The sequence below is a fragment of the Streptomyces sp. NPDC057963 genome (assembly GCF_042887155.1).
Classification (GTDB): domain Bacteria; phylum Actinomycetota; class Actinomycetes; order Streptomycetales; family Streptomycetaceae; genus Streptomyces.
Window position 1 is genome coordinate 167,974 of sequence record NZ_JBHVPX010000009.1, and the last position, 22,398, is coordinate 190,371.

The 22,398-nt window shown below is 71.1% G+C and carries 16 protein-coding genes, 1 tRNA gene and 1 pseudogene; 7 read left to right on the top strand and 11 right to left on the bottom strand.

Annotated features, from left to right (window positions below):
- Positions 1–148 precede the first annotated feature (148 nt).
- The 3 genes from ACFVT1_RS22305 to ACFVT1_RS22315 all read right to left on the bottom strand — a co-directional run bounded on the left by ACFVT1_RS22305 (position 149) and on the right by ACFVT1_RS22315 (position 5,358).
- On the bottom strand, positions 149–967 hold the full coding sequence (locus ACFVT1_RS22305; protein ID WP_389798459.1) for a maleylpyruvate isomerase family mycothiol-dependent enzyme: 819 nt from the start codon (positions 965–967) through the stop codon (positions 149–151).
- Between the two features lie 424 nt (positions 968–1,391).
- Positions 1,392–3,011, bottom strand: a complete 1,620-nt coding sequence (locus ACFVT1_RS22310) for a hypothetical protein (protein ID WP_389798461.1) — start codon at positions 3,009–3,011, stop codon at positions 1,392–1,394.
- A 193-nt stretch (positions 3,012–3,204) separates the two neighbouring features.
- Positions 3,205–5,358 carry a regulator gene (locus tag ACFVT1_RS22315; RefSeq protein ID WP_389798089.1) on the bottom strand — a complete coding sequence of 718 codons (2,154 nt, stop codon included), beginning with the start codon at positions 5,356–5,358 and terminating at the stop codon, positions 3,205–3,207.
- Positions 5,359–5,484: 126 nt separating this feature from the next.
- Between ACFVT1_RS22315 and ACFVT1_RS22320 the strand changes: the two genes are divergently transcribed.
- From ACFVT1_RS22320 to ACFVT1_RS22340, 5 genes and pseudogenes are all read left to right on the top strand, one after another.
- Complete coding sequence (locus ACFVT1_RS22320) at positions 5,485–6,213, top strand: response regulator transcription factor (protein ID WP_389798092.1); 729 nt, start codon at positions 5,485–5,487, stop codon at positions 6,211–6,213.
- 115 nt (positions 6,214–6,328) lie between these two features.
- Positions 6,329–8,464, top strand: coding sequence for a sensor histidine kinase (locus ACFVT1_RS22325; RefSeq protein ID WP_389798463.1), 2,136 nt, complete (start codon positions 6,329–6,331; stop codon positions 8,462–8,464).
- A 169-nt stretch (positions 8,465–8,633) separates the two neighbouring features.
- Complete coding sequence (locus ACFVT1_RS22330; RefSeq protein WP_389798095.1) at positions 8,634–9,119, top strand: hypothetical protein; 486 nt, start codon at positions 8,634–8,636, stop codon at positions 9,117–9,119.
- A gap of 153 nt (positions 9,120–9,272) precedes the next feature.
- Positions 9,273–9,920 (top strand): class F sortase, encoded by a 648-nt coding sequence (locus ACFVT1_RS22335; RefSeq protein WP_389798097.1) that lies wholly within the window; start codon positions 9,273–9,275, stop codon positions 9,918–9,920.
- Between the two features lie 119 nt (positions 9,921–10,039).
- Positions 10,040–10,780 (top strand): annotated as a pseudogene (locus tag ACFVT1_RS22340) (3'-5' exonuclease); the annotation flags it as partial.
- Here ACFVT1_RS22340 and ACFVT1_RS22345 read toward each other — a convergent pair.
- From ACFVT1_RS22345 to ACFVT1_RS22375, 7 genes are all read right to left on the bottom strand, one after another.
- Complete coding sequence (locus tag ACFVT1_RS22345) at positions 10,768–11,607, bottom strand: RimK family alpha-L-glutamate ligase (RefSeq protein ID WP_389798100.1); 840 nt, start codon at positions 11,605–11,607, stop codon at positions 10,768–10,770. The pseudogene ACFVT1_RS22340 and the gene ACFVT1_RS22345 overlap by 13 nt on opposite strands.
- Positions 11,604–12,557 (bottom strand): RimK family alpha-L-glutamate ligase, encoded by a 954-nt coding sequence (locus tag ACFVT1_RS22350; protein WP_389798102.1) that lies wholly within the window; start codon positions 12,555–12,557, stop codon positions 11,604–11,606. Before ACFVT1_RS22350 ends, ACFVT1_RS22345 begins: the two co-directional genes overlap by 4 nt.
- Positions 12,558–13,081: 524 nt before the next feature.
- Positions 13,082–13,471, bottom strand: a complete 390-nt coding sequence (gene rbsD, locus ACFVT1_RS22355) for a D-ribose pyranase (protein WP_389798105.1) — start codon at positions 13,469–13,471, stop codon at positions 13,082–13,084.
- Entirely contained in the window at positions 13,468–14,388 is a 921-nt protein-coding gene (locus ACFVT1_RS22360) for a ribokinase (RefSeq protein WP_389798108.1), read from the bottom strand. The genes rbsD and ACFVT1_RS22360 overlap by 4 nt, the downstream gene beginning before the upstream one ends.
- 50 nt (positions 14,389–14,438) lie before the next feature.
- Positions 14,439–16,412 (bottom strand): substrate-binding domain-containing protein, encoded by a 1,974-nt coding sequence (locus ACFVT1_RS22365; protein ID WP_389798110.1) that lies wholly within the window; start codon positions 16,410–16,412, stop codon positions 14,439–14,441.
- Positions 16,402–17,985 (bottom strand): sugar ABC transporter ATP-binding protein, encoded by a 1,584-nt coding sequence (locus ACFVT1_RS22370; RefSeq protein ID WP_389798113.1) that lies wholly within the window; start codon positions 17,983–17,985, stop codon positions 16,402–16,404. Before ACFVT1_RS22370 ends, ACFVT1_RS22365 begins: the two co-directional genes overlap by 11 nt.
- Positions 17,982–18,998 (bottom strand): LacI family DNA-binding transcriptional regulator, encoded by a 1,017-nt coding sequence (locus ACFVT1_RS22375; RefSeq protein ID WP_389798115.1) that lies wholly within the window; start codon positions 18,996–18,998, stop codon positions 17,982–17,984. The genes ACFVT1_RS22370 and ACFVT1_RS22375 overlap by 4 nt, the downstream gene beginning before the upstream one ends.
- Before the next feature lie 409 nt (positions 18,999–19,407).
- Here ACFVT1_RS22375 and sph point away from each other — a divergent pair, with 409 nt between their 5' ends.
- A complete protein-coding gene (gene sph / locus ACFVT1_RS22380; protein ID WP_389798118.1) occupies positions 19,408–20,391 on the top strand; it encodes a sphingomyelin phosphodiesterase in 984 nt (327 codons plus the stop codon).
- Positions 20,392–20,537: 146 nt separating this feature from the next.
- Here the strand turns inward: sph and ACFVT1_RS22385 are convergent.
- Positions 20,538–20,625 (bottom strand) — tRNA-Leu (locus ACFVT1_RS22385).
- 646 nt (positions 20,626–21,271) lie between these two features.
- Here ACFVT1_RS22385 and ACFVT1_RS22390 point away from each other — a divergent pair.
- Positions 21,272–21,982 (top strand): hypothetical protein, encoded by a 711-nt coding sequence (locus ACFVT1_RS22390; RefSeq protein ID WP_389798120.1) that lies wholly within the window; start codon positions 21,272–21,274, stop codon positions 21,980–21,982.
- Positions 21,983–22,398 lie beyond the last annotated feature (416 nt).

The following is a 22,398-nucleotide window of genomic DNA, read 5'->3' on the forward strand; positions in this document are numbered from 1 at the left end:
TTAGCGGCAGAGAGGTCGGCATCTCCCGGACACGGCGATGGTGACCGTCCCGGTCCGGTCCGGGCGGTTCGTTCGGCCGTCCGGCGAGGCGGGTGCCCTGGGGTCCGGGCGGACGCAGCCGCGCGTGCCGGGCCCACCCGCCCGCCCCTCACGGCGCCGTGAACAGTCTCGGGAAGCGGGCAGCGAGCCAGGGTTTGCGGCCCCAGGCGAGGACACGGCCGCGGGCCATGGCGCCCCACGGGTCGCAGCGGCCGAGTGCCATCAGGAAGAAGGTGACCGGCTCGGTGAGGATGGTGCAGTCCGGGCGGGTGGGCGGCTGCGGGGTGACCGATACGGCGCCGTCGGTGAAGGCGGTGCCGAAGCGGGCGCCGCCCCGCAGGCGGATCGTGTAGCGGGCGGTCAGCCCGGCGGTGGCGGCGGCATCGGTCACCCGGGGCATCGCCGTGGTCAGGAAGGGCAGCGACAGCTCGACGCGGGTGCGGTCGATCATGTGCGGGCGGCCCAGCGCACGGGCCAGGTCGTAGCCGTGGCCGAGCATGTGTGTCAGCAGGTACGAGCCCAGCACCGCCCGGCTCATCGGGCCCAGGGGGGTGACCACGGTGGTGTTCTCGTCCGTCGCGCACCGGCCCACCGCCGCGAGGTACGCCTGCGCGTGCGTCACGATCAGGGCGGCCAGCGGATCGGCGGCCCGCTCCTCGAAGGCGGCGAGCGCACGTTCGTTGGCCGCCGCCAGACCCTGCGGCGTTCCGTCCCCATAGGCGCGTTCCCGCCCGGCCGCGAGGTCGGCCATCAGCTCATTGGCCTGCGCCAGATGCGCTGCCGCCTGTCCGACGGTCCACTCCGAGCCGGGCACCGGGACGCTCGTGTCGGCAACCCCGCGCAGCAGCGCGGCGATGTCCTCGGCAGTGGCCCGTATCGCGGCGCCGAGCCCTTCGGGCAACGTGCCCCGTACCTCGTGTCCGGTCACTGATTCCACACTTCTCCCCGGCGCGGCCGTGCCCGCGCGCTGGTGCGCGCGTCCCGGTCGCGGCCTCGTCATGGATCACCCGCGGTGCCCGCGGTACACAAGACCAGGCGGCGACTGCTGTGGCAAGGGCCGGGGCACCGGAGCGGAAGCAGCGGCCTCCGTGCGCCCCGCCGCGCGATCCCGGCCTGGGGAGCGCTGCCGGCGGCCGGTTGCGCGGTGCGTTCGCGAACGGGTGGGACTCGCGGGTACGAAGGCACCGTGTTCGGCGCGGTGGCCACGGGTGGCACGGCGAGTACCGGGCCGCGGGGTCCGCCGTCACCGCTCGGGCGCGTCCCGGCGTCCGCCGCCGAGCGCGGCAAGGGCGCGCCCGCTCCTGAGCGTCGCGCCGCCCGCGCCGGACATCCGTCGTTGCCGCCGCCCTGAGCTACCCGTGCTCGGGGCCGTCTCCGCCCGGCGGCGGGCCACCGGTTCCGCGGGGCGAGAACGTCACACGGATCTGCCGGTCCCCGGTCCGTACCGACAGTCCGCCCGTGAGGTCCTCGTCCCCGCCCCGCGCCGTGTCGGTGAGCCAGAGGTTGACGGCCGCGCCCAGAACCACGGCGTCGAGCGGCGGCCGTCGTGTCCCCCACGGCCGCTCGGTGCGCGCCTCCAGTTCGCGTCCGCCGCGCAGGCGGACCAGGCAGCGGGTCGGATCGACCGCCGCGACCAGGACGTTGGCATGCTCGGAGCGCCTGCTCTCGCGGTCGGCCCACTCCGTGGCCGGGAGCTCGGCCTCGATCCCGGTCCGGGCGACGACCTCTGCGGCCTGTCTCCACAGCAGGTGGTTCACCTCGTCCGTGACGGCGTAGAACCCCCTGGCCTCCGTGTGGTCCCCGACGACCAGCGGCCGGCGCCGGACGTCGACGGTTCCCGTCCCGTCGTGGGCGCCGGTGACGTCGTAGGCCGTGGGTGCGGGATGGTGTGCCGGTTCGGGGGCCGGGACGGGGGCGGGGTGCGGCGCGTGGCGCGGCGTGCGTACGCCCCGCGCCGCCAGGAACGCGTACATCAGTTCCTGTGTCGTCGCACCCGACGTGTCGACGGAGGCGAGCTGCCGGTCGACGACCGGTCTCAGGTCTTCGGGGTCGTAGCCCCGTGCCGCGTCCATGAGCTGGGCGTACACGTCCCCGTCGGGGTCGAGCCGGGGAGCCCGGTGGGCGAACGCGGCGGCGGGTGACGCGGGATCCAGTTCGTCGAGCCCGGTCGCGGCCAGCAGCGTGACCCGGTCGGCGGCGGCCGAGTAGAAGGACGTGGAGCCGTGGTCGCCCACCACCCAGTCGCTGGCCACCACCGCCGCGCGCCAGCCCTCCTGCGGCGGGATGATCATGAGTCCGGCGTCCATCGCCTCGGCCAGCCGGTCGAACACGCCGTCAGGGGTGTGGCGTGCCCAGACGTTGGGGTGGAAGACGGCCGCGACCGCAAACTCGTCGGCGGGCAGCGAGGTGACGAGTCGCAGGGGCAGGCCGGGATGGCGGCCGAGGAGCGAGTGGCTGCTCCAGGTCGAGTGGATGACGACCAGTCGGCGTCCGTCGACGGCGCCGAGCCGCGCTCGGTAGTGATCGCGGCGGGACATGCTGGCCCGGATCCGCTGGAAGCACCAGTCGCCCACGGTCACGGCGTACGGAACCGCTTCCGGGCAGGTCACGGCGAGCCGGTCGATCTGCTCCTGATGCGAGACCCCGATGGCCGCCGGAACCACCTTGCCCCGCCACATGAGTTCGCGGCGGGACAGCCCGGCGGGCACCCGGGAGTCCCCGGTGGACTCCGCCACCAGACGGTTGTATCCGGCGCCGTGCGGCAGGACCATCAGCGGGGCGTCCAGCCGTCTCATCGTCGGGTGCACCGAGCACGAGACGGCGAGATCGAACGAACGCCGGGTCGCCTCCTCCCAGGTGAGGACCCGTACGCCCAGGGCGCGGAGGTACTCCCCGAGCCCGTCGCCGAAGGCCGAGCCCGGGTTGACGGTGTAGTACTTCTCGATGCCGTCCTCGGCACGCAGCAGGCGCATGACGTCGAGCACCCGCGTCGCGGAGGTGAGGGTACGTGCCACCCCCAGGACGGCGGCCTTCGGCGGCTCCCAGGTGTTCCAGCGGGACCGGCCGGACCGGGCGGCCGCCCGGCGGCGCAGCTTCGACGGCACCAAGGTCAACAGTGGCTCCGGAACAGTGAAGGGGATGGGCGGTGGCGGTCGTCGGTGCGGGTCACCCGGCCGGTGGTGGTGCCATGCCCAGCCGTCGGCGGAGTTCGCGCAGATGGTGGTTGCAGGCTTCCCGCAGCGGCGTGTCGTCCGTCCGCTCCGCCAGCTCCGCGAGGAGCGAGAGCGCCTGGTCGAGCTTGGCGTACAGCTTGGACCGCGCGGCCTGATCCGCCGCCGCGACCACGGTCTCGACGGCTCGCCCCCAGCTCTCCAGGCCGATCAGGGCGCGGGCCGCGACCAGGCCGATACGCGGCAGCATGGCGTCGTCGCCGCTGTCGCGGGCGCTCGCCGCCGCGCCGTCCAGCACGTCGAGGGCCTCCTGCCAGCGGCCCCCCGCGACCAGGGCCTGCCCGATGTTGTAGCTCTGCACCACGATGCCGTGCCGGTCCTCGCACTCGGTGTTGGCCCGGAGCGCGCGCTCGAAGAGGTGGCGGGCGTCGTCGGGACGCCCGAGGGACAGTGCGATCAGCCCCTGGGTCTCCCACACCACTCCGCTCAGCCGGGCGTCGTCGACGAGATCAAGCAGGGCGGAGGCGGCCGCCAGCTCGTGTCCGGCCCGTTCGAACTCACCCAGTTCGTACTCGGCGCGGGCCAGCTGGTTGCGCATGCGGACCTCGACGTCCGGTCGGCCCTCCCGCTGGGCGGCCTCGGTCCCGAGGCGGTGCGCGTCGATCCAGTCGGCGTAGTCCTTGCGGCTGTGGTAGAACGCCCACAGCGATTCGCAGAGCCGCCACACGGCGTCGTACCACCGTTCTCCTGCGGCGACGCGCAGCACGGCGACGAGGTTGGCGCGCTCCGCGTCCAGCCAGTCCAGGGCACTGGCCCGGTCGGTGAAGAGCGGTGCGCCGAGGCCGAGTTCGGCCAGTGAGCGTGCCGGAGGCGCCTGCAGTCGAAAACGGGCGCCGAGGATCAGCGCGTCCGCGTGTGCTGCCGCTTCGGCGTAGAAGCCGACGACCGCCCCCAGTACGGCCCGGCGCTCCTGCGGGGGAACGTCCGCCGCCCGCAGGCGCGCGTGGGTCCGGACGATGTCGTGCAGCCGGTAGCGGGGACCGTCGTCCTGCGCCTCCACGACCACGGCCAGGTGCGCCATGAGCAGGTCCCCGAGGGCGTCGTCGACATGTACCGCACCGGCGGCCCGGAGCGCGGCACCGGTCACCGTCTTCGTCGGAAGGAGCCCGAGCAGGCGGTAGAGCTGCCGCGCACGGTCGTCGAATCCGTCGACCACGGTGTCGAGCGCGGCCCCGACGCTTCCCGTACCGGTGTCGCCCGTCATCGCTCCGCCCGTTCGCGTCGTGGTTCCGTCGGTCTCCCGCGATTCCTCGCCCGCGCCGTGTCCGTGCTGGGCGGCGAGGTCGCGCACCACGTCGTCGAGGCGCAGCTGGGGGCGGCTGGCGAGCCACTCCCCCACGGCGCGCAGGGCGAGCGGCAACCCGCCGCACAGCCGTACCAGTTCGGCGGCGGCGTCCTCGGCGGCGGTGACGTGCCACCGCCGTACCAATTGCACGCCCGCTCCCACGTCGAGCGGGTCCACGACGATCGACACCGCTCCGTCCATCTCCAGCGAGGGCAGGCGCCTGCGGCTGGTGACGACCAGCAGACCGCTGGGCGGCATCAGGGGCCGCACCTCCGGGGCGTGGTGCGCGTTGTCCGCGACGACGAGCACGGCGCGACCGGCCGTGATGCTCCGGAACAGTCCCGTCCGCTCCGCGAGCCCAGGCGGCACGTACTGGTTGTGCACCCCCAGGGCCCGCAGGAATCCGGCCAGTACCCCGGCTGTGTCGACGGCGCCGTCCCGGCGGTAGTCGTCGAGGTCGACGTACAACTGGCCGTCCGGGCAGTGTTCCTTCACGTCCTCGTTGACCCAGTTCGCCACCAGCTGTGTCTTGCCCACGCCGCCCAGTCCGGTCACCACGACGATGCCGGGCGACCGCTCCACGGAATACGAGGCCGCGACCGCGCGGAGGGCGGCGAACTCCGCGGTGCGGTTGACGAAGCAGCGGCTGGGCGGCGGCACCTGGCTCGGTGGCATGCCCGGCGCGCCGGGCGGCAGGACGATCTGTCCGACGTTCCTGGCCATGACCAGCGGACCGGCCACCACCGCGTCCCCGGAGAGGGTGTTGTGCACGGCCCCCTCGTCCTCCGTACCGCAGCTGCTCACCCGTACTCCCTCCCCCGTCGCCCTGTGTCTGCGGGTCCAGCCTATGGTCCGGTGATCCGCTCCACGGTCGAACGCGGCGGTCCGACACCGCGAGGGACCCTCGCGAGCTCATCTACGATCGTCCGTGTGTGCGCAAACGTCATAGTCGCCGAAGACGACGAGAAGCAGGCCGAACTCGTACGCCGATACCTCGAACACGAGGGGCACGCGGTGAGAGTCGTCGGGGACGGCCTCGCGGCCCTCGCCGAGGTCCGGCACCGGGAGCCCGATCTGCTGGTGCTCGACGTGATGATGCCCCGGGCGGACGGTCTGGACGTGGTCCGCGTACTGCGCGCCGAGCACCGGGAGGTGCCGGTGCTGATGCTGACGGCCCGCAGCACCGAGGACGATCTGCTGCTGGGCCTGGATCTCGGCGCGGACGACTATATGACGAAGCCGTACAGCCCGCGTGAGTTGATGGCACGCGTGCGGACGCTGCTGCGCCGCGCCCGGCGGGTCTCGGCGGATGCCGATCCCGCCGCGGGCCAGGCACTGGCGGTGGGTGCGCTGCTGGTCGACCCGGTCCGGCACGAGGTGTCGGTCGAGGGGCGGTTCGTGGAGTGCACGCCCGGTGAGTTCCGGATTCTCGCCGCGATGGCGGCGGAGCCCGAGCGGGTCTTCAGCCGGCAGCGGCTCCTGGAGGAGCTGCACGGCTTCGACCGGTACATCAGCCTCCGCACGGTCGATGTGCACATCATGAACCTGCGGAAGAAGATCGAGCACGCGCCGCGTCGGCCGGTCCGGCTGCTCACCGTCTTCGGTGTGGGGTACAAGCTGACGGATCCGGCCAGGAGCGCTTCCCGTGCGTCGTCCTAGCGGGGTGGGTGACGCTCCGGTCCGTCGTGACCGGGGGGCACGGGAGCAGCGCGGCCGGCGGGCGCGGCGCCCTCGTGAGCAACGAATACGTCGTGACCGGCGGGCACGGCTGCCACTGCGCAAGAGCCTGTTCGGCCGGCTGCTCGCCGTCTCGGCGCTGGTGGCGGCGTGTTCGGTGGCCGCCACCGCCTGGCTCGCCGTACAGACCACCTCCGGAGCCATCAAGCAGGAGCAGGGGCAGAATCTCACCGCGGACGCCCGGATCTACAACACCCTGCTCGGATATGCGGCGGCCCACCCCACCTGGGACGGTGTCGACAGCACCGTGCGCGACCTGGCGCGGCAGTCCGGCCGGCGGATCGCCCTCACCACCGAGCAGCGCCGGCCCCTCGCCGATTCCGCCACTCTGCCGTCCCCGCCCGCACTGCCGCCCCAGGCGTCCGCGATCGTCGATCCGCTCTCCGTGGACACGGCGTTGTCCCAGACGGTGGGCCGGACGGCGAACGCCACGGCCGATCGCGTCGACCCGCGCGCGGTCGGTCCGTTCCGGCTCCCCCGGGCCGAACGTGCGGCGTTGCAGCGTGCCGCCGAACGAAGTGTGGCATGCCTGAGCCGGTCCGGGGTGGCGGCCGACGCGGTCCAGGGGCCGAGCGGTCGCCCGCACATCGAGGTCGTCGGCAATGATCCCGACCGGATGGACGGCACCCGGTGCGCGTTCGACGACCTGGCCCTCCCTACGGCGACCGAGCGCAAGGCGCTGGGGGAACTCAATCAGCTGGCCAACGCCTGCCTGAAACGTCAGGACCGCACCGGTGTGGAGCTCAATCCGGACCTGTCCTGGGGCGAGCGTCCCCTACCGGTGCCGAGCGCACGCGCGGGCATCACGATGGCCTCCCCCGCGCCGAGCGTCAGGACCGGCGACGACGACCGGGCCACCGCCTCCTGTGTGGGCACGGCCCGTCGCGAACAGCTCAGTTCCTATGTCGCCTCGCCCGCTCTGCTGTTCATCGGCGACGAGGGCAACACGACCGTGCCCGGCTTCGACCTCTCCCCGGCGAACACGGCGAAGATCGCGGGCGCCGCGGCGCTCGTCCTGGCGCTCACCGTCGGGGCCTCGGTGCTGGCCGGGGCCCGGCTCGTACGGCCGTTGCGGGCCCTCACCGGTGCCGCACAGCGCATGCGGGACGGGGAGGGCTCCGCGCCCGTGCTGGTCACCGGCGACAACGAGATCGGACGGCTCGCCGCCGCCTTCAACGACATGGCCGCCCACCGTGCCCGCCTCGAAGGGCAGCGCAAGGACATGGTCAGCGATGTCGCCCATGAACTGCGCACCCCGCTGAGCAATATCCGCGGCTGGCTGGAGGCGGCGCAGGACGGTCTGGCGGAGCCCGATCCGGCGTTCATCTCCTCGCTGCACACGGAGGCCGTGCAGTTGCAGCACATCATCGACGACCTCCAGGATCTGGCCGCGGCCGACGCGGGCGCGTTGCGGCTGCACCCCGAGCCGGTACGCATCGAGGACGTGCTGGGCCAGGCCGTCTCGGCCCACCAGGGGCGGGCCGAGACGGCGGGAGTCACGCTGACGGTCCGCACGTCGACGGCCGGGGACCCCCTTCCCGGTCTGACGGCCGACCCGGTCCGGCTGCGTCAGGTCATCGGCAACCTGGTCTCCAACGCTGTGCGTCACACTCCGGCGGGCGGAAATGTCACCTTGCACGCATACGGCTCCGGGGCCGCGGCGGACAAGGTGACGGCGGGTGACGAGACGGCGGGCGAGGAGACGGTGGTGGACGAGGTGGTGGTGGACGTCACCGATACCGGCAGCGGGATCTCGGCCGATGATCTGCCACATGTCTTCGACCGCTTCTGGCGCGCCGAGAAGTCCCGCAGCCGCCGCACGGGCGGCAGCGGGCTGGGCCTGGCGATCGTACGGAAACTCGTCGAGGCGCACGGCGGCTCGGTGAGTGCGGTGAGCGTCGAGGGGCGGGGCTCGGTGTTCACGCTCCGCCTGCCGGTGGATGCGGCGGGAGCCGGACCGGGGCCTGAACCGGAGCCGGGGCCAGGTGGGGCGAATGGCCCGGGTGGGACGAATGGCACGGGTGAGCCGGGAGGGGAATCGACGGGCCTGCCGGGGAGCGGTGCGGACGGCGGCGGGAGCGGTACGGACGGTGGTGGCGGCGGCGGCGACGGGAGCGGTACGGATGGTGGCGGCGGGAGCAGTACGACCGGAAGCGGTACGAACGGCAACTGAAGCGGTGCGGGCGGCGGCCGCGGGAGCGGTGCGGATCCGGTCTGATGCGATGACCACAGCGATCTGACAGCTTCTTCATAACTTCACGCCAGCCTGTCGGCACGCCTTGCGCCCGGTGCGAACCGGCATCCGGGCACCACCGAGGCCGACCAGGAATGGAGCCATGCCCATGCCCCACCGTCTGTCCCTCCGTACCGCCGTCCTTGCCGCTGTCGCGGCAGGCGCGGTACTCGTCCCGTCCGCCGCGGCCTTCGCCGACAGCACACCCAAGCCCTCGGCTTCGGCGCCGTCCGTCGAGCGGTCCGCCGGGGCCGTGCGGTCGGCGCAGCCGTCGGCGGTGCCCCGTGGCGGCGTAGCCGCGGGCGACAGCCCGGCACCGGCCGTGCAGCGCGCCGGTGAAAAGGCTTCGGCCGGTACCACTCCCCGCGGCGGCGTAGCCGCGGGCGACAGCCCGGCACCGGCCGTACAGCGGGCCGGTGAAAAGGCTTCGGCCGGTACCACTCCGCGTGGCGGCGTAGCCGCGGGCGAGCGACCGGCCGGCACCTCGGGCGACCACACCACCGCCCTCGCCGGGTCGGCCGCGGCCGCCCTTCTGGTCGCGGGCGCGGGAACGGTCGTCCTGCGCCGCCGCTCCGCCGCACAGCAGGGCCGCTGAACCGACGACACTTCGGTTCGGTCACCGCGACTGACATCGCACGGCACTTGACCGTGCACGGCAGCCGACCGCGCCCAGCAGCCGGTCTTCTGCGTGGCGCCGCCCCGTACCGGGCGGCGCCACTCCCCTTCTCCGCACCTTCCTGGAGCACCCATGTCCCGTACGCCTCCGCCGTTCTGGCGCGCCGCGCTTCCGGCGCTCGTCTGTCTCGCCCTCACCGGCTGCTCCTCCGCCGCCGTGGACGCTTCGTCCGCCGCACCGCACGGCACGAACGGTTCGGCCGGTGCCCCGGACCCGCTCCACTCGTCCGAGGACACCGGGGCCGGGACACCGGGCAAGCCCGGAAAGCAGGAGTCCGCCGCGAGCCCCACCCATGTCAGCATCCCGTCGATCGGGGTGGCCAGTGCGCTGATGCGGCTCGGTCTGAACGCGGACGGCACCGTCGAGGTCCCGCCCGCCGACAAGGGCATGACGGTCGGCTGGTACACCGGTGGTGCCGCCCCCGGTGAGCGGGGTGCCGCGGTCCTCATCGGGCACAACGACACCCGCTTCGGCAAGGCCGTCTTCCACGATCTGAAGAAGATCGACAAGGGCGCGGACATCGCGATCCGCAACGACCGCGGAGCAGAGATCCACTTCAGGGTCACCGGTACCGAGACCGTCAGCAAGAAGGCCTTCCCGACCGAGAAGGTCTACGGTTCCGCCGACGGACGCGTCCTGCGTCTCATCACCTGCGACGGCGCCTTCGACGCGCAGGGCCACCCGGTGGACAACCTCATCGTGTACGCCACCCGGAGCTGACGACGGCATCGGCGAACCGTACTGGCGACGACTTCACATCCGCACAGGACGTCCCCCAGGACACCCGGAGCGGGCCCGCGCAAGCCCACCGACTGCTGGTTCGGCCAAAGATCAGGCCCCAGTGGCGGCTGTTGCGTGCGGCGGCTCCGGCCCGTCCCGACGATCTCTTCATCGCGGGCGATCCCCATCAGCGTATTCACGACTCGAAGGTGTCGCCGAAGACCGTCGGGATCGAGGTGGCCGACCGGTCGGCGAAGACGCGCAAGAACTGTCGTCCCCCGCACAAGATCCTCTCCTGGTCCACCGCGCTGCTCGTCGGCCGGCCCTTCGAGCAGGTGGCGGCCGACGCGGCGAACGAGACCCTGCTGGGCAACCGCTCGGCCCTCCACGGCAACGGGCCCGAAGTGCACGCCGGGGAAGCCGAGTTCGACGCGCTCGTCGCACGCGTCCGTGATTGGCTCGACAGGGGGATCGCCCCGGGTGAGATCGGGGTCAGTGCCCGGTTCAACAGGAACTGCGACAAGGCGGTGCAGCGGCTCAAGGCCGCTGGCGTTCCTGTCACACGCCTGCGGGGCGACGCGACTTCCGACGCGGGCGCCCCGTACAGGCCGGCACCATGCACTCCTTCAAGGGGCTGGAGGTCCGGTGCGTCGCGGTCATCGGCGTGAGTGAGGCTGCGCTGCCGTACCCGCGTGCGGTGACCCCGGCCGGCACCGACCGGCTCCCGCACGAGTCGGACCTGCCGGCGGAACGCTGCCTGCTGTTCGTCGCGCACGCGGGCCCGGGAAGGGCTGCATGTGTCGTGGTCGGGCACCCCCAGCGAGTTCCTGGTGGCGGTCGGGGCGTGTCAAGCCTCGTAGGCGGAAGGGCCGGGCCGGGGGCGTCGCAGTGCCAGGGCCGCCAACGCCTCCGGGGCGCCCTTCGGGCCGCGGATCCCCGGGAAGGCGTTGATGTCGACGACGACGGGCGCCCCCTCGCGGTCCAGCAGGTCGACACCGTAGACATCCAGGCCGAAGGCCTCTCCCGTGTGGAGGGCGAGTCCGGTCCAGGCCTGCGGCAGGTCACGGACCAGTGGCGCAGACCGGGCACCGTCCGGCGGGGCCCCCACGGGTGCGGGGCGCACCCCCGCGAACACCTCGCCCGCGATCACCCACAGCTTGTGGTCCCAGCCGCTGTTCGCGACGAACTCCTGTAGGACGACGGGCTCGTCGGACCACCGGGCGGCAAGGTCCCGGAACTCGGACGGACCGTCCACACGGGCCACCAGGTCCTGGCGCCGGCTGTAGCGGCTCTTGACCATGAGCGGATAGCCGCTCTCCGGCTGCTCCGCTCCGTGGAGGGCTTCGGACAGTGCGTCCAGAGTCCGTGTCCGGGGCATCGGCAGGCCGGCGCCTTCCGCCACGGCGGCGATCCGGCTCCTGTCCTGGCACAGCTCCGTCGCGGCGGCGGAGTTCACCACCCGGGCGCCGTGTACTTCGAGGAGACGTGCCAGCGCCAGTGCCCGGGGGGTATGGGCCTTGAGAAGGTAGACATCGGCGAGATCGTCCGGAGTCACCAGTTCCGACGGGGATCCGGTTCCGGTGTCCGGGTTCAGGAACGTCACGCGGTGTTCCGCCTCGACCAGTGCGGAAGAGACTGCGGCGAGCAGCGGATGGTCCGGCTTGTCGGTCAGCAGACACACCCTCATATCTGCACGGCTCCCGGCACCGCTGCCAGCATGCCCGCTTCGGGGCCGGGGCCGGGAACGGAGTGCGGATGAGGCAGCCCATGGGGGATTTGCGGCTGCGCGGGAATGCGCGGAGCAGGGGCGAGCATGCCCGCCCCGGCAGCGCCACCCATCCTGGCCAGGTCGAGGACGGCTCCGGCCAACCGGGATACGGCGTCGGGGACCTGGCGGAAGCTCGGGAAGTCATTGATGTCGACGATCACGGGGCCGTCGGGGCCGAGCACCACGTCGATGCCGTACAGATCGAGGCCGAAGACCGCTCCCACCTTCGCCGCCACTGCGGCCACCTCGGCGGGCAGGGGGACGGCTCCCTCGTCGACCGGCCCGTCCGGGTGGAGCGGGGAGCGGCGCAAGGTCGCGTGGAACTCGCCCGCGAGACAGTAGACCTTCAAGTCGGAGCCCGAGTTGGACACGTAGGGCTGTGCGATGAGTTGCCCCTCCCCCGCCTGCTCCTCCCCCGCCAGCCGCCCGGGGTCCGACACGAGCCGCACCCCGCGCCCCGAGCTGCCGTCGGCGGGCTTGACCACCAGGGGGAAGAGCTCGTCGGGAACATCTGCGAACAGCGTGGCCCTCGGCGCCGAATAGGTCACCGGAACCGGTAGCCCGTGCTGTCGCGCGATGATCGACGTGAGGACCTTGTCCCGCACCGCGCGGATCGACCGCGCATCGTTCACCGTGGTCAGGCCCACAGCCGCCGCGGCCTCCAGCAGGGTGAGCCCGGGGCCGCCGGACACGGTCTTGAGCACCCAAGCGTCATGCGTCCCCGCCCGCACCTCTTCCGAGATCCGCAGTAGTGAGCCGCCGGGGCGCACCACGTCCACCTGGTGTCCCCACGACGACAGTCGTCGGACCACGTCAAGCGGCATGCCGTCATGCCGGTACAGCTCTTCGACGAGGAAGCAGAGCTTCATCCCAATACCCCTCGGTGCCCTATAAGTGATGAGGGCACAACGGTGCCTTGCAGTGCTCCTCCGAACACCACCAAAGAGGAAACGCTACGTCACGCCCGCCCCAAAGCAACCGCCACCGGGTGTTACTGATGGTGCGTTGCCTCATCCAAACAGATCGCCGTCGGGTGCGGTCACGGAGTGGATGGCATCGCACCGGCCGAGTCCGTCACGGGGCACGGCGTACGGATCTGTCCTGAGGGACCGAGATCGTGGCACGCACGGGCCGGCGCGCGGGCGCGCACGGGGACACGAGAGGGGTGGGGTTGGGCGAGGGGGGCCGTCAGTACTGTCGACGGTTCACCGGGATCGTCACCATCTCCGTCAGCGCATACACGTGAGGGGCCGCTCCCGAAGAGGGATGCGGCCCCTCAGAGGGGTGTGGCCCATCAGCAGTGCGGACTCGCGGTGATCGCGCCGGAGGCCGCGGTGACCACCGCGCGGACCGGTCGTCCGGTATTCGCACGCCGGGTGTCTGCCGGACTTCGTCAGAAGAAGACTCCGCACCGCAGCAGCACGTTCGCGTACGGCCGTGCCTCGCCCGTGCGCACCACCAACCGGGCACCCGCCGAAAGTGCCTTCAGCTCGTCGTGCGGCACGTGGGCGAGTCCCGGGAGTCGCTCGTCGAGGAGGCGTGCGGCCTCCGGGTTCGCCTCCCGCACCTCGTGCGCCGCTGTCGCGCCCTCCACCACCAGTTCCTCCAGCAGCCCGTCGAGCACCTCGGCGAACGAGGGGACGCCGGCCCGGAAGGCCAGATCGACGAGCCGGGGGCCGGACGGAACGGGCATGCCCGCGTCACAGATGAGCACCCCGTCGCCATGACCCAGTTCGGCCAGTGCCCCGGCGAGATGGCGGTTGAGGATTCCTGCCTTCTTCACAGCGCCGGGACTTCCTCCGCGGTCGGGAAGGACGCCTGCGCGCCCTGCCTGGTGACGGCCGCGGCGCCGACCCTGACGGCGAACGAGGCGGCCTCGGTGAGCTGCTCCCCCAGGCCGAGGCGCCAGGCCAGGGCGGCGGTGAACGCGTCACCCGCCCCCGTCGTGTCCACCGCCTCGACCTCGGGGCTCGGTACGGGGACGACGTCGCCCGTACGGGCGTCGGCGACGAGCGCGCCCGCCGCGCCCAGTGTGATCACGACCGATTGCGGGCCGAGCCCGAGCAGTGCGCGTGCCCACTCCTGAGGCGTGGCGCCTGCCGCTTCCCCCAGCATGTAGCGCGCCTCGTGCTCGTTGACCACCAAGGGGTCGCAGGCGGACAGCACGTGGCCGGGCAGGGGAGCGGGCGGAGACGGGTTCAGGACCAGTCGGGTGCCGGGTGACATGGCACCGGCCACCGCGGCAACCGTCTCCAGCGGAATCTCCAGCTGTACGGAGACGACCCGCGCCGCCTCGAAGAGCGGGCCCGCTGCCCGGATGTCCTCCGGGGTCAGCCGGGCGTTGGCCCCCGGCGACACCACGATGCTGTTGTCGCCGGAGGGGTCCACGGTGATCAGCGCGACTCCGGTCGGTGCCCCGCCCACGAGGACGCCCTCGGTGTCCACCCCCGCCGCCCGCTGCGATTCGAGCAGCAGGCGGCCGTGGGCGTCGTCACCGACCCGGGCCAGCAGGGCGGTGGCGGCCCCGAGGCGGGAGGCGGCCACCGCCTGGTTTCCTCCCTTGCCGCCCGGGTGGACGGCAAGATCGGAACCGAGCACGGTCTCACCGGGGGCCGGACGGCGTTCGACACCGATGACCAGGTCGGCGTTGGCCGAGCCCACGACCAGCAGGTCGTACCGGTGGTGGTCGTTGACGTGCATTGTTCCTGCTTTCCGAGGTCGGACGCTGTTCAGGCGCGTTCGGGCACTGCTCAGGAGAAGTCGGCGACGTTCTTCTCGGTGACCACCTTGACCGGCACCTTCACCGTGCTGTCGACCTTCTTGCCCTCGGCGGCCCGTACCGCGTTCTGCACGGCGATCTTGCCCAGTTCCTTCGGCTGCTGGGCCACCGACGCGTACAGCGTGCCTGCCCCGACCGCCTTCAGACCGTCCGGAGTTCCGTCGAATCCGACGACGGACACCGACTTTCCTGCCTTGCTGCCGAGTGCCTTGACCGCGCCAAGTGCCATCTCGTCGTTCTCGGCGAAGACTCCGGTGATACCGGGGTGGGACTGGAGCAGATTGGTCATGACGTCCAGCCCCTTGGTGCGGTCGAAGTCCGCGGGCTGCTTGGCCACGACCTCGATGCCGGGGTACGCCTTGATCCCCTCGGCGAAGCCCGCACCGCGCTCGCGGCTGGCGGACGTACCCGCGGTGCCCTGCAGGATGACGATGCTTCCCTTGCCGCCGAGCTTGTCGGCCAGTGCCTTCGCGGCGAGTTCACCGCCCGCGACGTTGTCGGAGGCGACGAGCGCCGCGGTCCGCGCCTTGTTGACGCCTCGGTCGGCGGCGATCACCGGGATGTCCGCCTTGTTGGCGCCCCGGACGGCGGGGCCCGCCGCATCCGAGTCCACCGGGTTGACAATGATGGACTTCGCTCCGGAGCTCGTGAAGTTCTGGAGCTGGTTGGCCTGTTGCGAGGCGTCGTTCTGTGCGTCGGTGACGGTCAGGTCGACTCCGGCCGCCTTCGCCTCCGCCTGGGCGCCCGCCTTCATCTGTACGAAGAAGGGGTTGTTGAGCGTGGACAGCGACATGCCCACCTTCGTGTTGCCGCCGGGCGAGCCGGCGTTGAAGTAGGAGATCCCGCCCACGACGAGGGCCACGCACACCGCGGCGATCCCGAACTTGACCGCTCCCGCTCCCTTGCGCCCGGATCCCGGCGACCCCGGTGCGCCGGCGGAACCGGTCGCGGAAGCGGCCTTGGACCCGGCCTTGCGGCGCAGCGTGTCGAGCAGCACCGCGAGGGCGATGACGACACCGATGACGACCTGCTGCCAGAAGGCGGATACGGAGAGGAGGTTGAGTCCGTTGCGCAGCACGGCGAGGATGAGCGCGCCGATCAGGGTGCCGGACGCCTTGCCGACGCCGCCTGCCAGGCTGGCGCCGCCGATGACGACCGCGGCGATCGCGTCGAGTTCGTACCCCTGCGCGGCCTGCGGCTGGGCGGAGGTCAGGCGGGACGCGAGGACGATGCCCGCGACCGCGGCGAAGAGGCCGGACAGGGCGTAGATGGCCAGCTTCTGCCGCTTGACACGCAGTCCGGAGAGCCGGGCCGCCTCCTCGTTGCCGCCGATCGCGTACATCGAACGGCCGATGTAGGTGCGGGCCAGGATCAGTGCCGTGATCAGGCCCATCGCGATCATCACGAGGACCGGGACGGGCAGCCAGCCGCCGAGCGTGTTGCCCAGCACGGAGACCGAATCGGGGAAGGCGATCGGGCTGCCCTGGGAGATGACCAGGGACAGGCCGCGCGCGATGGAGAGCATGGCCAGTGTCGCGATGAACGGCGGCAGTTTGCCGTACGAGACGAGGGCGCCGTTGACGAATCCGCAGGCGATGCCCGTCGCGACGGCGAGGACGACCGCCAGCCAGACCGGTACGCCTTCCGAGGTCGCCGACCAGGCGAGGACGGTCGCGGAGAGCGCGGCCACCGAACCCACGGACAGATCGATGCCGGCCGAGACGATCACGAAGGTGACGCCGAACGCGAGGATCGCGGTGACGGCGGCCTGCACACCGACGTTCAGGAGGTTCTGCGTGGTCAGGAAGTCGCCGGAGAGCAGCGACATCGCCACCAGCAGGACGACCAGGGCGCTCAGGGCGCCGTTGTCGAGCAGGAGGCGGCGGACCGTTCGGCCCGCGGCGCCACTCGCGCCCGTAGTGCTTTTGAGCGTGTCAGTGGCCACGGGGGCTCTCCTCTTCGTTCACAGCCGGAGTTGTGGGGGATGGTGTCGCCGAGGGCGTCGTGGGAGGTGCGGGAGACGGTGGGGCGGGTGCGCCGACGGCGAGTGCCATCACCGCGTCCTGGGTGGCTCCGTGTGCGGGGAGTTCTCCGGCGATGCGGCCCTGGGCCATGACCAGCACCCGGTCGCTCATGCCGAGGATTTCGGGCAGGTCGCTGGAGATCATCAGAACGGCGTGGCCGGAGGCCGTCAGCTCGTTGATGAGCTGGTAGATCTCGACCTTGGCTCCGACGTCGATGCCGCGCGTCGGTTCGTCGAGGATGAGCACTCTGGTGTCGGCGAGCAGCCACTTGCCGATGACGACCTTCTGCTGGTTGCCACCCGAGAGGGTGCGGACGTGCTGGCCGAGGCCCGCCATCCGTACGCCGAGCTGCTCGGCGATCCGGGCCGCGGCCGTGCGCTGCCCCTTGAGGTCCACGAGCCCGGAGCGGCTCGCCGAGCGCAGGGTGACCAGGCCGAGGTTCTCCTGCACGGAGGCATCGAGCACCAGGCCCTGGGCCTTGCGGTCCTCGGGCACGAGGCCGATCCCGGCCCCCATGGCCGCGGGCACGTCGTGTCCGGCCAGCCGCTCGCCGCGGACGTCGACAGTGCCCGCGTCGTAGGGGTCCGCGCCGAAGACGGCCCGGGCGACCTCCGTACGTCCGGCGCCGACGAGGCCGGCGAGGCCGACGACCTCGCCGGCGCGCACATCGAAGCTGACGTCGTGGAAGACGCCGTTGCGGGTCAGCCCGCGGACGGAGAGCAGGGGGGCGCCGGTCTTCGGCCGCTCCCGCGGGTACTGCTGCTCGATGGCGCGTCCCACCATCAGCCGCACGAGCTCCGCCTCGGGTGTAGAGGCGGGCACCTGGTCGATGCTGCGCCCGTCGCGCAGCACCGTGACCCGGTCGCCGAGGGCTGCGATCTCGTCCAGGTGGTGGGTGATGAAGATGACCCCCACGCCCTCTTCGCGCAGTTGCCGCACGATACGGAAGAGCTTCTCGACCTCCCCGGAGGTGAGTACCGCCGTCGGCTCGTCCATGATCAGGACGCGTGCGTCCAGGCTGAGCGCCTTGGCGATCTCCACCATCTGCAGCCGGGCGATGCCCAGTTCGCGCACCTTGGCCTTCGGCGAGACATGCAGGCCGACCCGGTGCAGGAGCACCTCGGCGTCCGCCTCCATGCGGCGCCGGTCGATCATCCCGAAGCGGCGCGGCTGGCGGCCGAGGAAGATGTTCTCGGCGACGGTGAGATCGGGTACCAGGTTGAACTCCTGGTAGATCGTGGCGATTCCGAGCCGTTCGGCGTCCTGTGCGCCGTGGATGCGGACTTCACTGCCCCGGGCGAAGATCCGACCGCTGTCGGGCCGGTAGGCGCCCGAGAGCATTTTGATGAGGGTGCTCTTGCCCGCGCCGTTCTCACCGAGCAGTACGTGCACTTCGCCGCCGCGCAGATCGAAATCGACGCCGTCCAGCGCGACCACACCGGGGAAGGTCTTGCGAACGCCTTCGACGCGCAGCAACTCGCCCTGAGTGCTCACAGGTTGATCCTCCGGTTCGGGTCGTGCTCGCCGCAGGAGCTGCGTACGACGAGGCGGGCGGGAAGGGTCACGGACTGCGGGGACCGTCCCTCGACGATGTCCACCAGGGCGCGTACGGCGGCGCGGCCGAGTTCACCCGTCGGCTGGGCGATCGCCGTGATCGGCGGATCGGTGTGCACGAACCACGGAATGTCGTCGAAGGCCGCGAGCCCGATGTCCTGCGGTACGCGGAGCCCGCGTGCGCGGATCGCGTCCAACGCGCCGAGCGCCATCAGATTGTCGGCGGCGAATACGACCTCGGGCGGTTCGGGGAGGGCCAGAAAGCGTTCGGTGGCCCGGCGCCCGCTGTCCGCCTGGAAGTCGCCCTGGCCGATGCAGTCGTCGGAGAGCGCGAGCCCGTGGTCGCGCAGCGCCTCACGGAAGGCTTCGACCCGCTCGTTGCCCGTGGTGGTGGCCGCCGGGCCCGCGATGATCGCGAGCCTGCGGTGGCCGAGGCGGTGCAGGTGGGCGACCAGGTCCCGGATGGCTTCGCGGCCGTCGGCACGCACCACGGGAACGTCCGCGCCCTGGATCCAACGGTCCACGAAGACCACCGGCGTGCCGTTGCCCGCGGCACCCGGCACGAGCGGGGAGCTTCCGTCGGCCGGGGAGACGAGAAGTCCGTCGATCCGGCGGTCGAGGAGGGTGCGGATGTGATGTTCCTGCAGGTCGGGCTGCTCGTCGGCATTTCCGATGATGACGCTGTAGCCGAGCGCGCGGGCCTCTTCCTCGACGAAGCGGGCCAGTTCGGTGAAGTACGGGTTGAGTACGTCGCTGATGACCAGGCCGAGGGTGCGCGTCTGATCGGTGCGCAGCGAACGGGCGACGGCGTTGGGCCGGTAGCCGAGGACGTCGACAGCGGCGAGGACGCGTCTGCGCGCGTCGGGGCTGACGGAGGGATGGCTGTTGAGAACGCGGGAGACCGTGGCGACGGACACTCCCGCCTCGGCCGCGACATCCTTGATGCTCGCCATTTCCGGACCACCTCCTTGTGGTTTCCGTGAGCCTCGAAACCAGCGGTCCAGAGCCGTGGAATCGATTACAGGGATGATTGGAATCGATTACATGGCCGAAAACAAGACTCCCCTGGATGTCCGAGATCGGATCGTGACGAAGAGGAGGTCCGCGGGGCGGAGCCCCGGACGCCTGCGACGGGACGCGGCGGACCCCCACCGCCGTTGGTACGCCGATGGAGAGACTCCCGACATCCGGCGTCTACCCATGGGTAACTCCCGCTGATTGGATGTGTGTCACCCCGCACACCCCCACTCCGGCACCCCTCGGCCCGCACACCCCCGCACCCCCGCACCCCCGCACCCCCGCACCCCCGCACCCCCGCACCCCCGCACCCCCGCACCCCCGCACCCAGAATCAGGAGACCTCGTGCCGTTCACCGTGCTCCGCCGCACCTCCGGCGTGACCCTGTCCGCCGCGCTCGCCGCCGTCACGCTGATCGCCCACACCCCTCAGGCGTCCGCGACCGACGTCCCGCCCCTGCGGGTGCTCACGTACAACACGTTCCTCATGAGCAAGAACCTCTACCCGAACTGGGGGCAGGACCACCGGGCCGCGGAGATACCGAAGGCGGCCTTCTTCCAGGGCCAGGACGTGGTCGTGCTCCAGGAGGCGTTCGACAACTCCGCTTCCGACGCGCTGGCACGGAACGCGTCCGCGCAATACCCGTATCAGACACCGGTGGTGGGCCGGAGCAAGAGCGGCTGGGATGCCACGGGCGGCGCGTACTCGGCGACCACTCCGGAGGACGGCGGGGTCACGGTACTGAGCAAGTGGCCGATCGTCCGCAAGGAGCAGTACATCTACAAGGACGCCTGCGGCAGCGACTGGTGGTCCAACAAGGGCTTCGTCTACGCCGAACTGAACGTCAACGGCGCCAAGGTCCACGTGGTGGGGACACACACGCAGTCGACCGACTCCGGCTGCAAGGCGGGCGAGGCGGCACAGATGCGCAGTCGGCAGTTCAAGCAGATCGACGCCTTCCTCGACGCCAAGAACATTCCCGCTTCCGAGCAGGTCGTCGTGGCCGGCGACCTGAACGTCGACTCACGCTCCCCCGAGTACGCGTCGATGCTCGCCGACGCCGGACTGACCGGAGCCGGCGCCCGCACCGGGCACCCGTACTCCTTCGACACCCAGGACAACTCGATCGCCGCCGACCGCTACCCCGACGACCCCCGCGAGGATCTCGACTACGTCCTCCACCGCGCCGGGCACGCGAAGCCGGCCGGCTGGACGAACGAGGTGGTCAAGGAGCAGAGCGCACCCTGGACCGTCTCCAGCTGGGGCACGGACTACACGTACACGAACCTCTCCGACCACTACCCGCTGACCGCCTACGCGGCGCGATAGCGGAACGCACTCGCCCCGGGGCCGTGCGACGGCCTCGGGGCTCACGCATTTCCCCGGGGGCCGTTCCCGTCCCGCCACGCCGCCGCACCGCCGCGCGACCACCACTCCGGAAACGCGAAAGACCCCAGATCAACTGGGGTCTCTGCTGGTGTCCGAGGGGGGACTTGAACCCCCACGCCCGATAAAGGGCACTAGCACCTCAAGCTAGCGCGTCTGCCATTCCGCCACCCGGACCAGGTGGTCGGCCCCGGTTTCCCGCGGCGACATGGAAAACAATACCAGGGGTTCGGGGTGCCTCTCACCTGCGTTTCCGGTGGTCAGTGCGGTGCGGTGGGCATCCTCGGCGCCATCCGGCGCACCGCACCCCGACCTGCACACGATCCGTGCCGCCACACGTACGCACAGTGTCCGTCAGCCACTTCACGGCGCCAGGCGGAGGTCCGGAAGGTTCCACCGCAGCCCCTCCCGACCGCGTCGGCCGCGATAGTTCCGCACACCCCCTGGACACCTCCCACCGGATGCGGGACAACAAGGCTCATACGGTATTCGTCGACTGTATGCAATGTCGGCATCACGGCCGTTTGTGCTGGTCGTGGGCGCGGGGTCGCATCAGTGGCCGGAGGGACTCCGGTCACCGACCTGCACACCAGCAGGCAAACAAAGGGCGCCCTGACGGCCATCGTCCATGGCAACAGCCTTTACGGGACCTCCCAGCAACGTCTCGACTTGGTCTTCTTCCTGGGCGGCTGGGTCCTCGCAGTCTGCGGGATGCCGGCCTTGCTGCGGTTCACAGCCGAGCATCAGCTTCGTAAGGAGAACGAGAAACCAGCCCTGTTAGGGCTCTTTGTGCTCGCCTGCGCGGGGGAATTTTGTTGTCACCGTGTCCAAGGCCGTCTGGGGAGTGGCACAGCCAGGCGACTACCGCACTGCCGCCACGTGGCTGGGCCTTATCTACTTCGTGCTCCCTTTGGCCGTACGGTGGGCTGAGCCGAAGGACTTCGACCTCCAACGGCTCCGCCGCCGCATCCAGCGGGCTGCCGTTTACCGGACAGTCGCGAACGTAGCTGGTATCTGTGCTGTCGCCGCGTTTCTGAGCGCACGGTTTGTCGTCGCCTACCCCGCACCGCTGATCTCTACCGTTTTGACCCTCATGGTTGCCATGGCCGTGATCACGCACAAGACATTCGCGCGGGCGCGGAAGCTGTGCGCGCAGACCCACATCGACGTACAGAATCTGCTTCGGGACATGGACGATCTCGACGATGCGAAAGGTCGCGACCGGGCGGCGAGGAAGCTGAGGAACTGGCGGCCGAGGCCGCGCACCGGCCAGGGGACAGGCGACCAGCACGCCGACAAGCGGATGGTGGCCCGCCGGAGCTGGGATGTTCTCAAGCTTGACCTCTGCACCACCGTAGACAGCGGCTACCGCCTGTTCGGGCTGCCCTTCCTCGCCGATGACGCGATAGCCGACCTGGAGAGGAAGGTGCTGGTCGGGATCGAAGCTGCCGGTCCCGACGCCACCGACCCGGCGCGTGATGACCTCCACGCCATCCTGAAGGCGTGTGCAGCGCGCATCGACGTCTTGGCCTAGCAGTTCCGTGCTTCGACGGGTCTTCCCGCCAGCCACTTGCTCCCGGCTGCCGAACAGGACTACAAGGCCTATCGCGTCGCCTCACCTCGAATACTGCATGCTTGGAACACTGTCTCTTCCCCAGTCTTGTCCGCCCAAGCCCTCCTCGTCGAGGAGTCTTTCGAATCCCAGGGCTTCACACACGGATCCCTCATGGAGGCTCTCCCGCCCGGGAGCGGGGTGACGGTGGAAGGAGATTATTGGAGCATAGGTCCTCTGTTCGGACACCGGTGGTTACAAGACAGGAAGTTGGCGATATTGGGCACGGAGTCCCGGGATGCGCCGGCACCGCCTCGGACGCCCGGATGTCATGCCGGAGAAAGGCCGGAAAGGCCGGAAAGGCCCAAGTGGAAGGGGATGCGGTCCGCAGGGTGGGC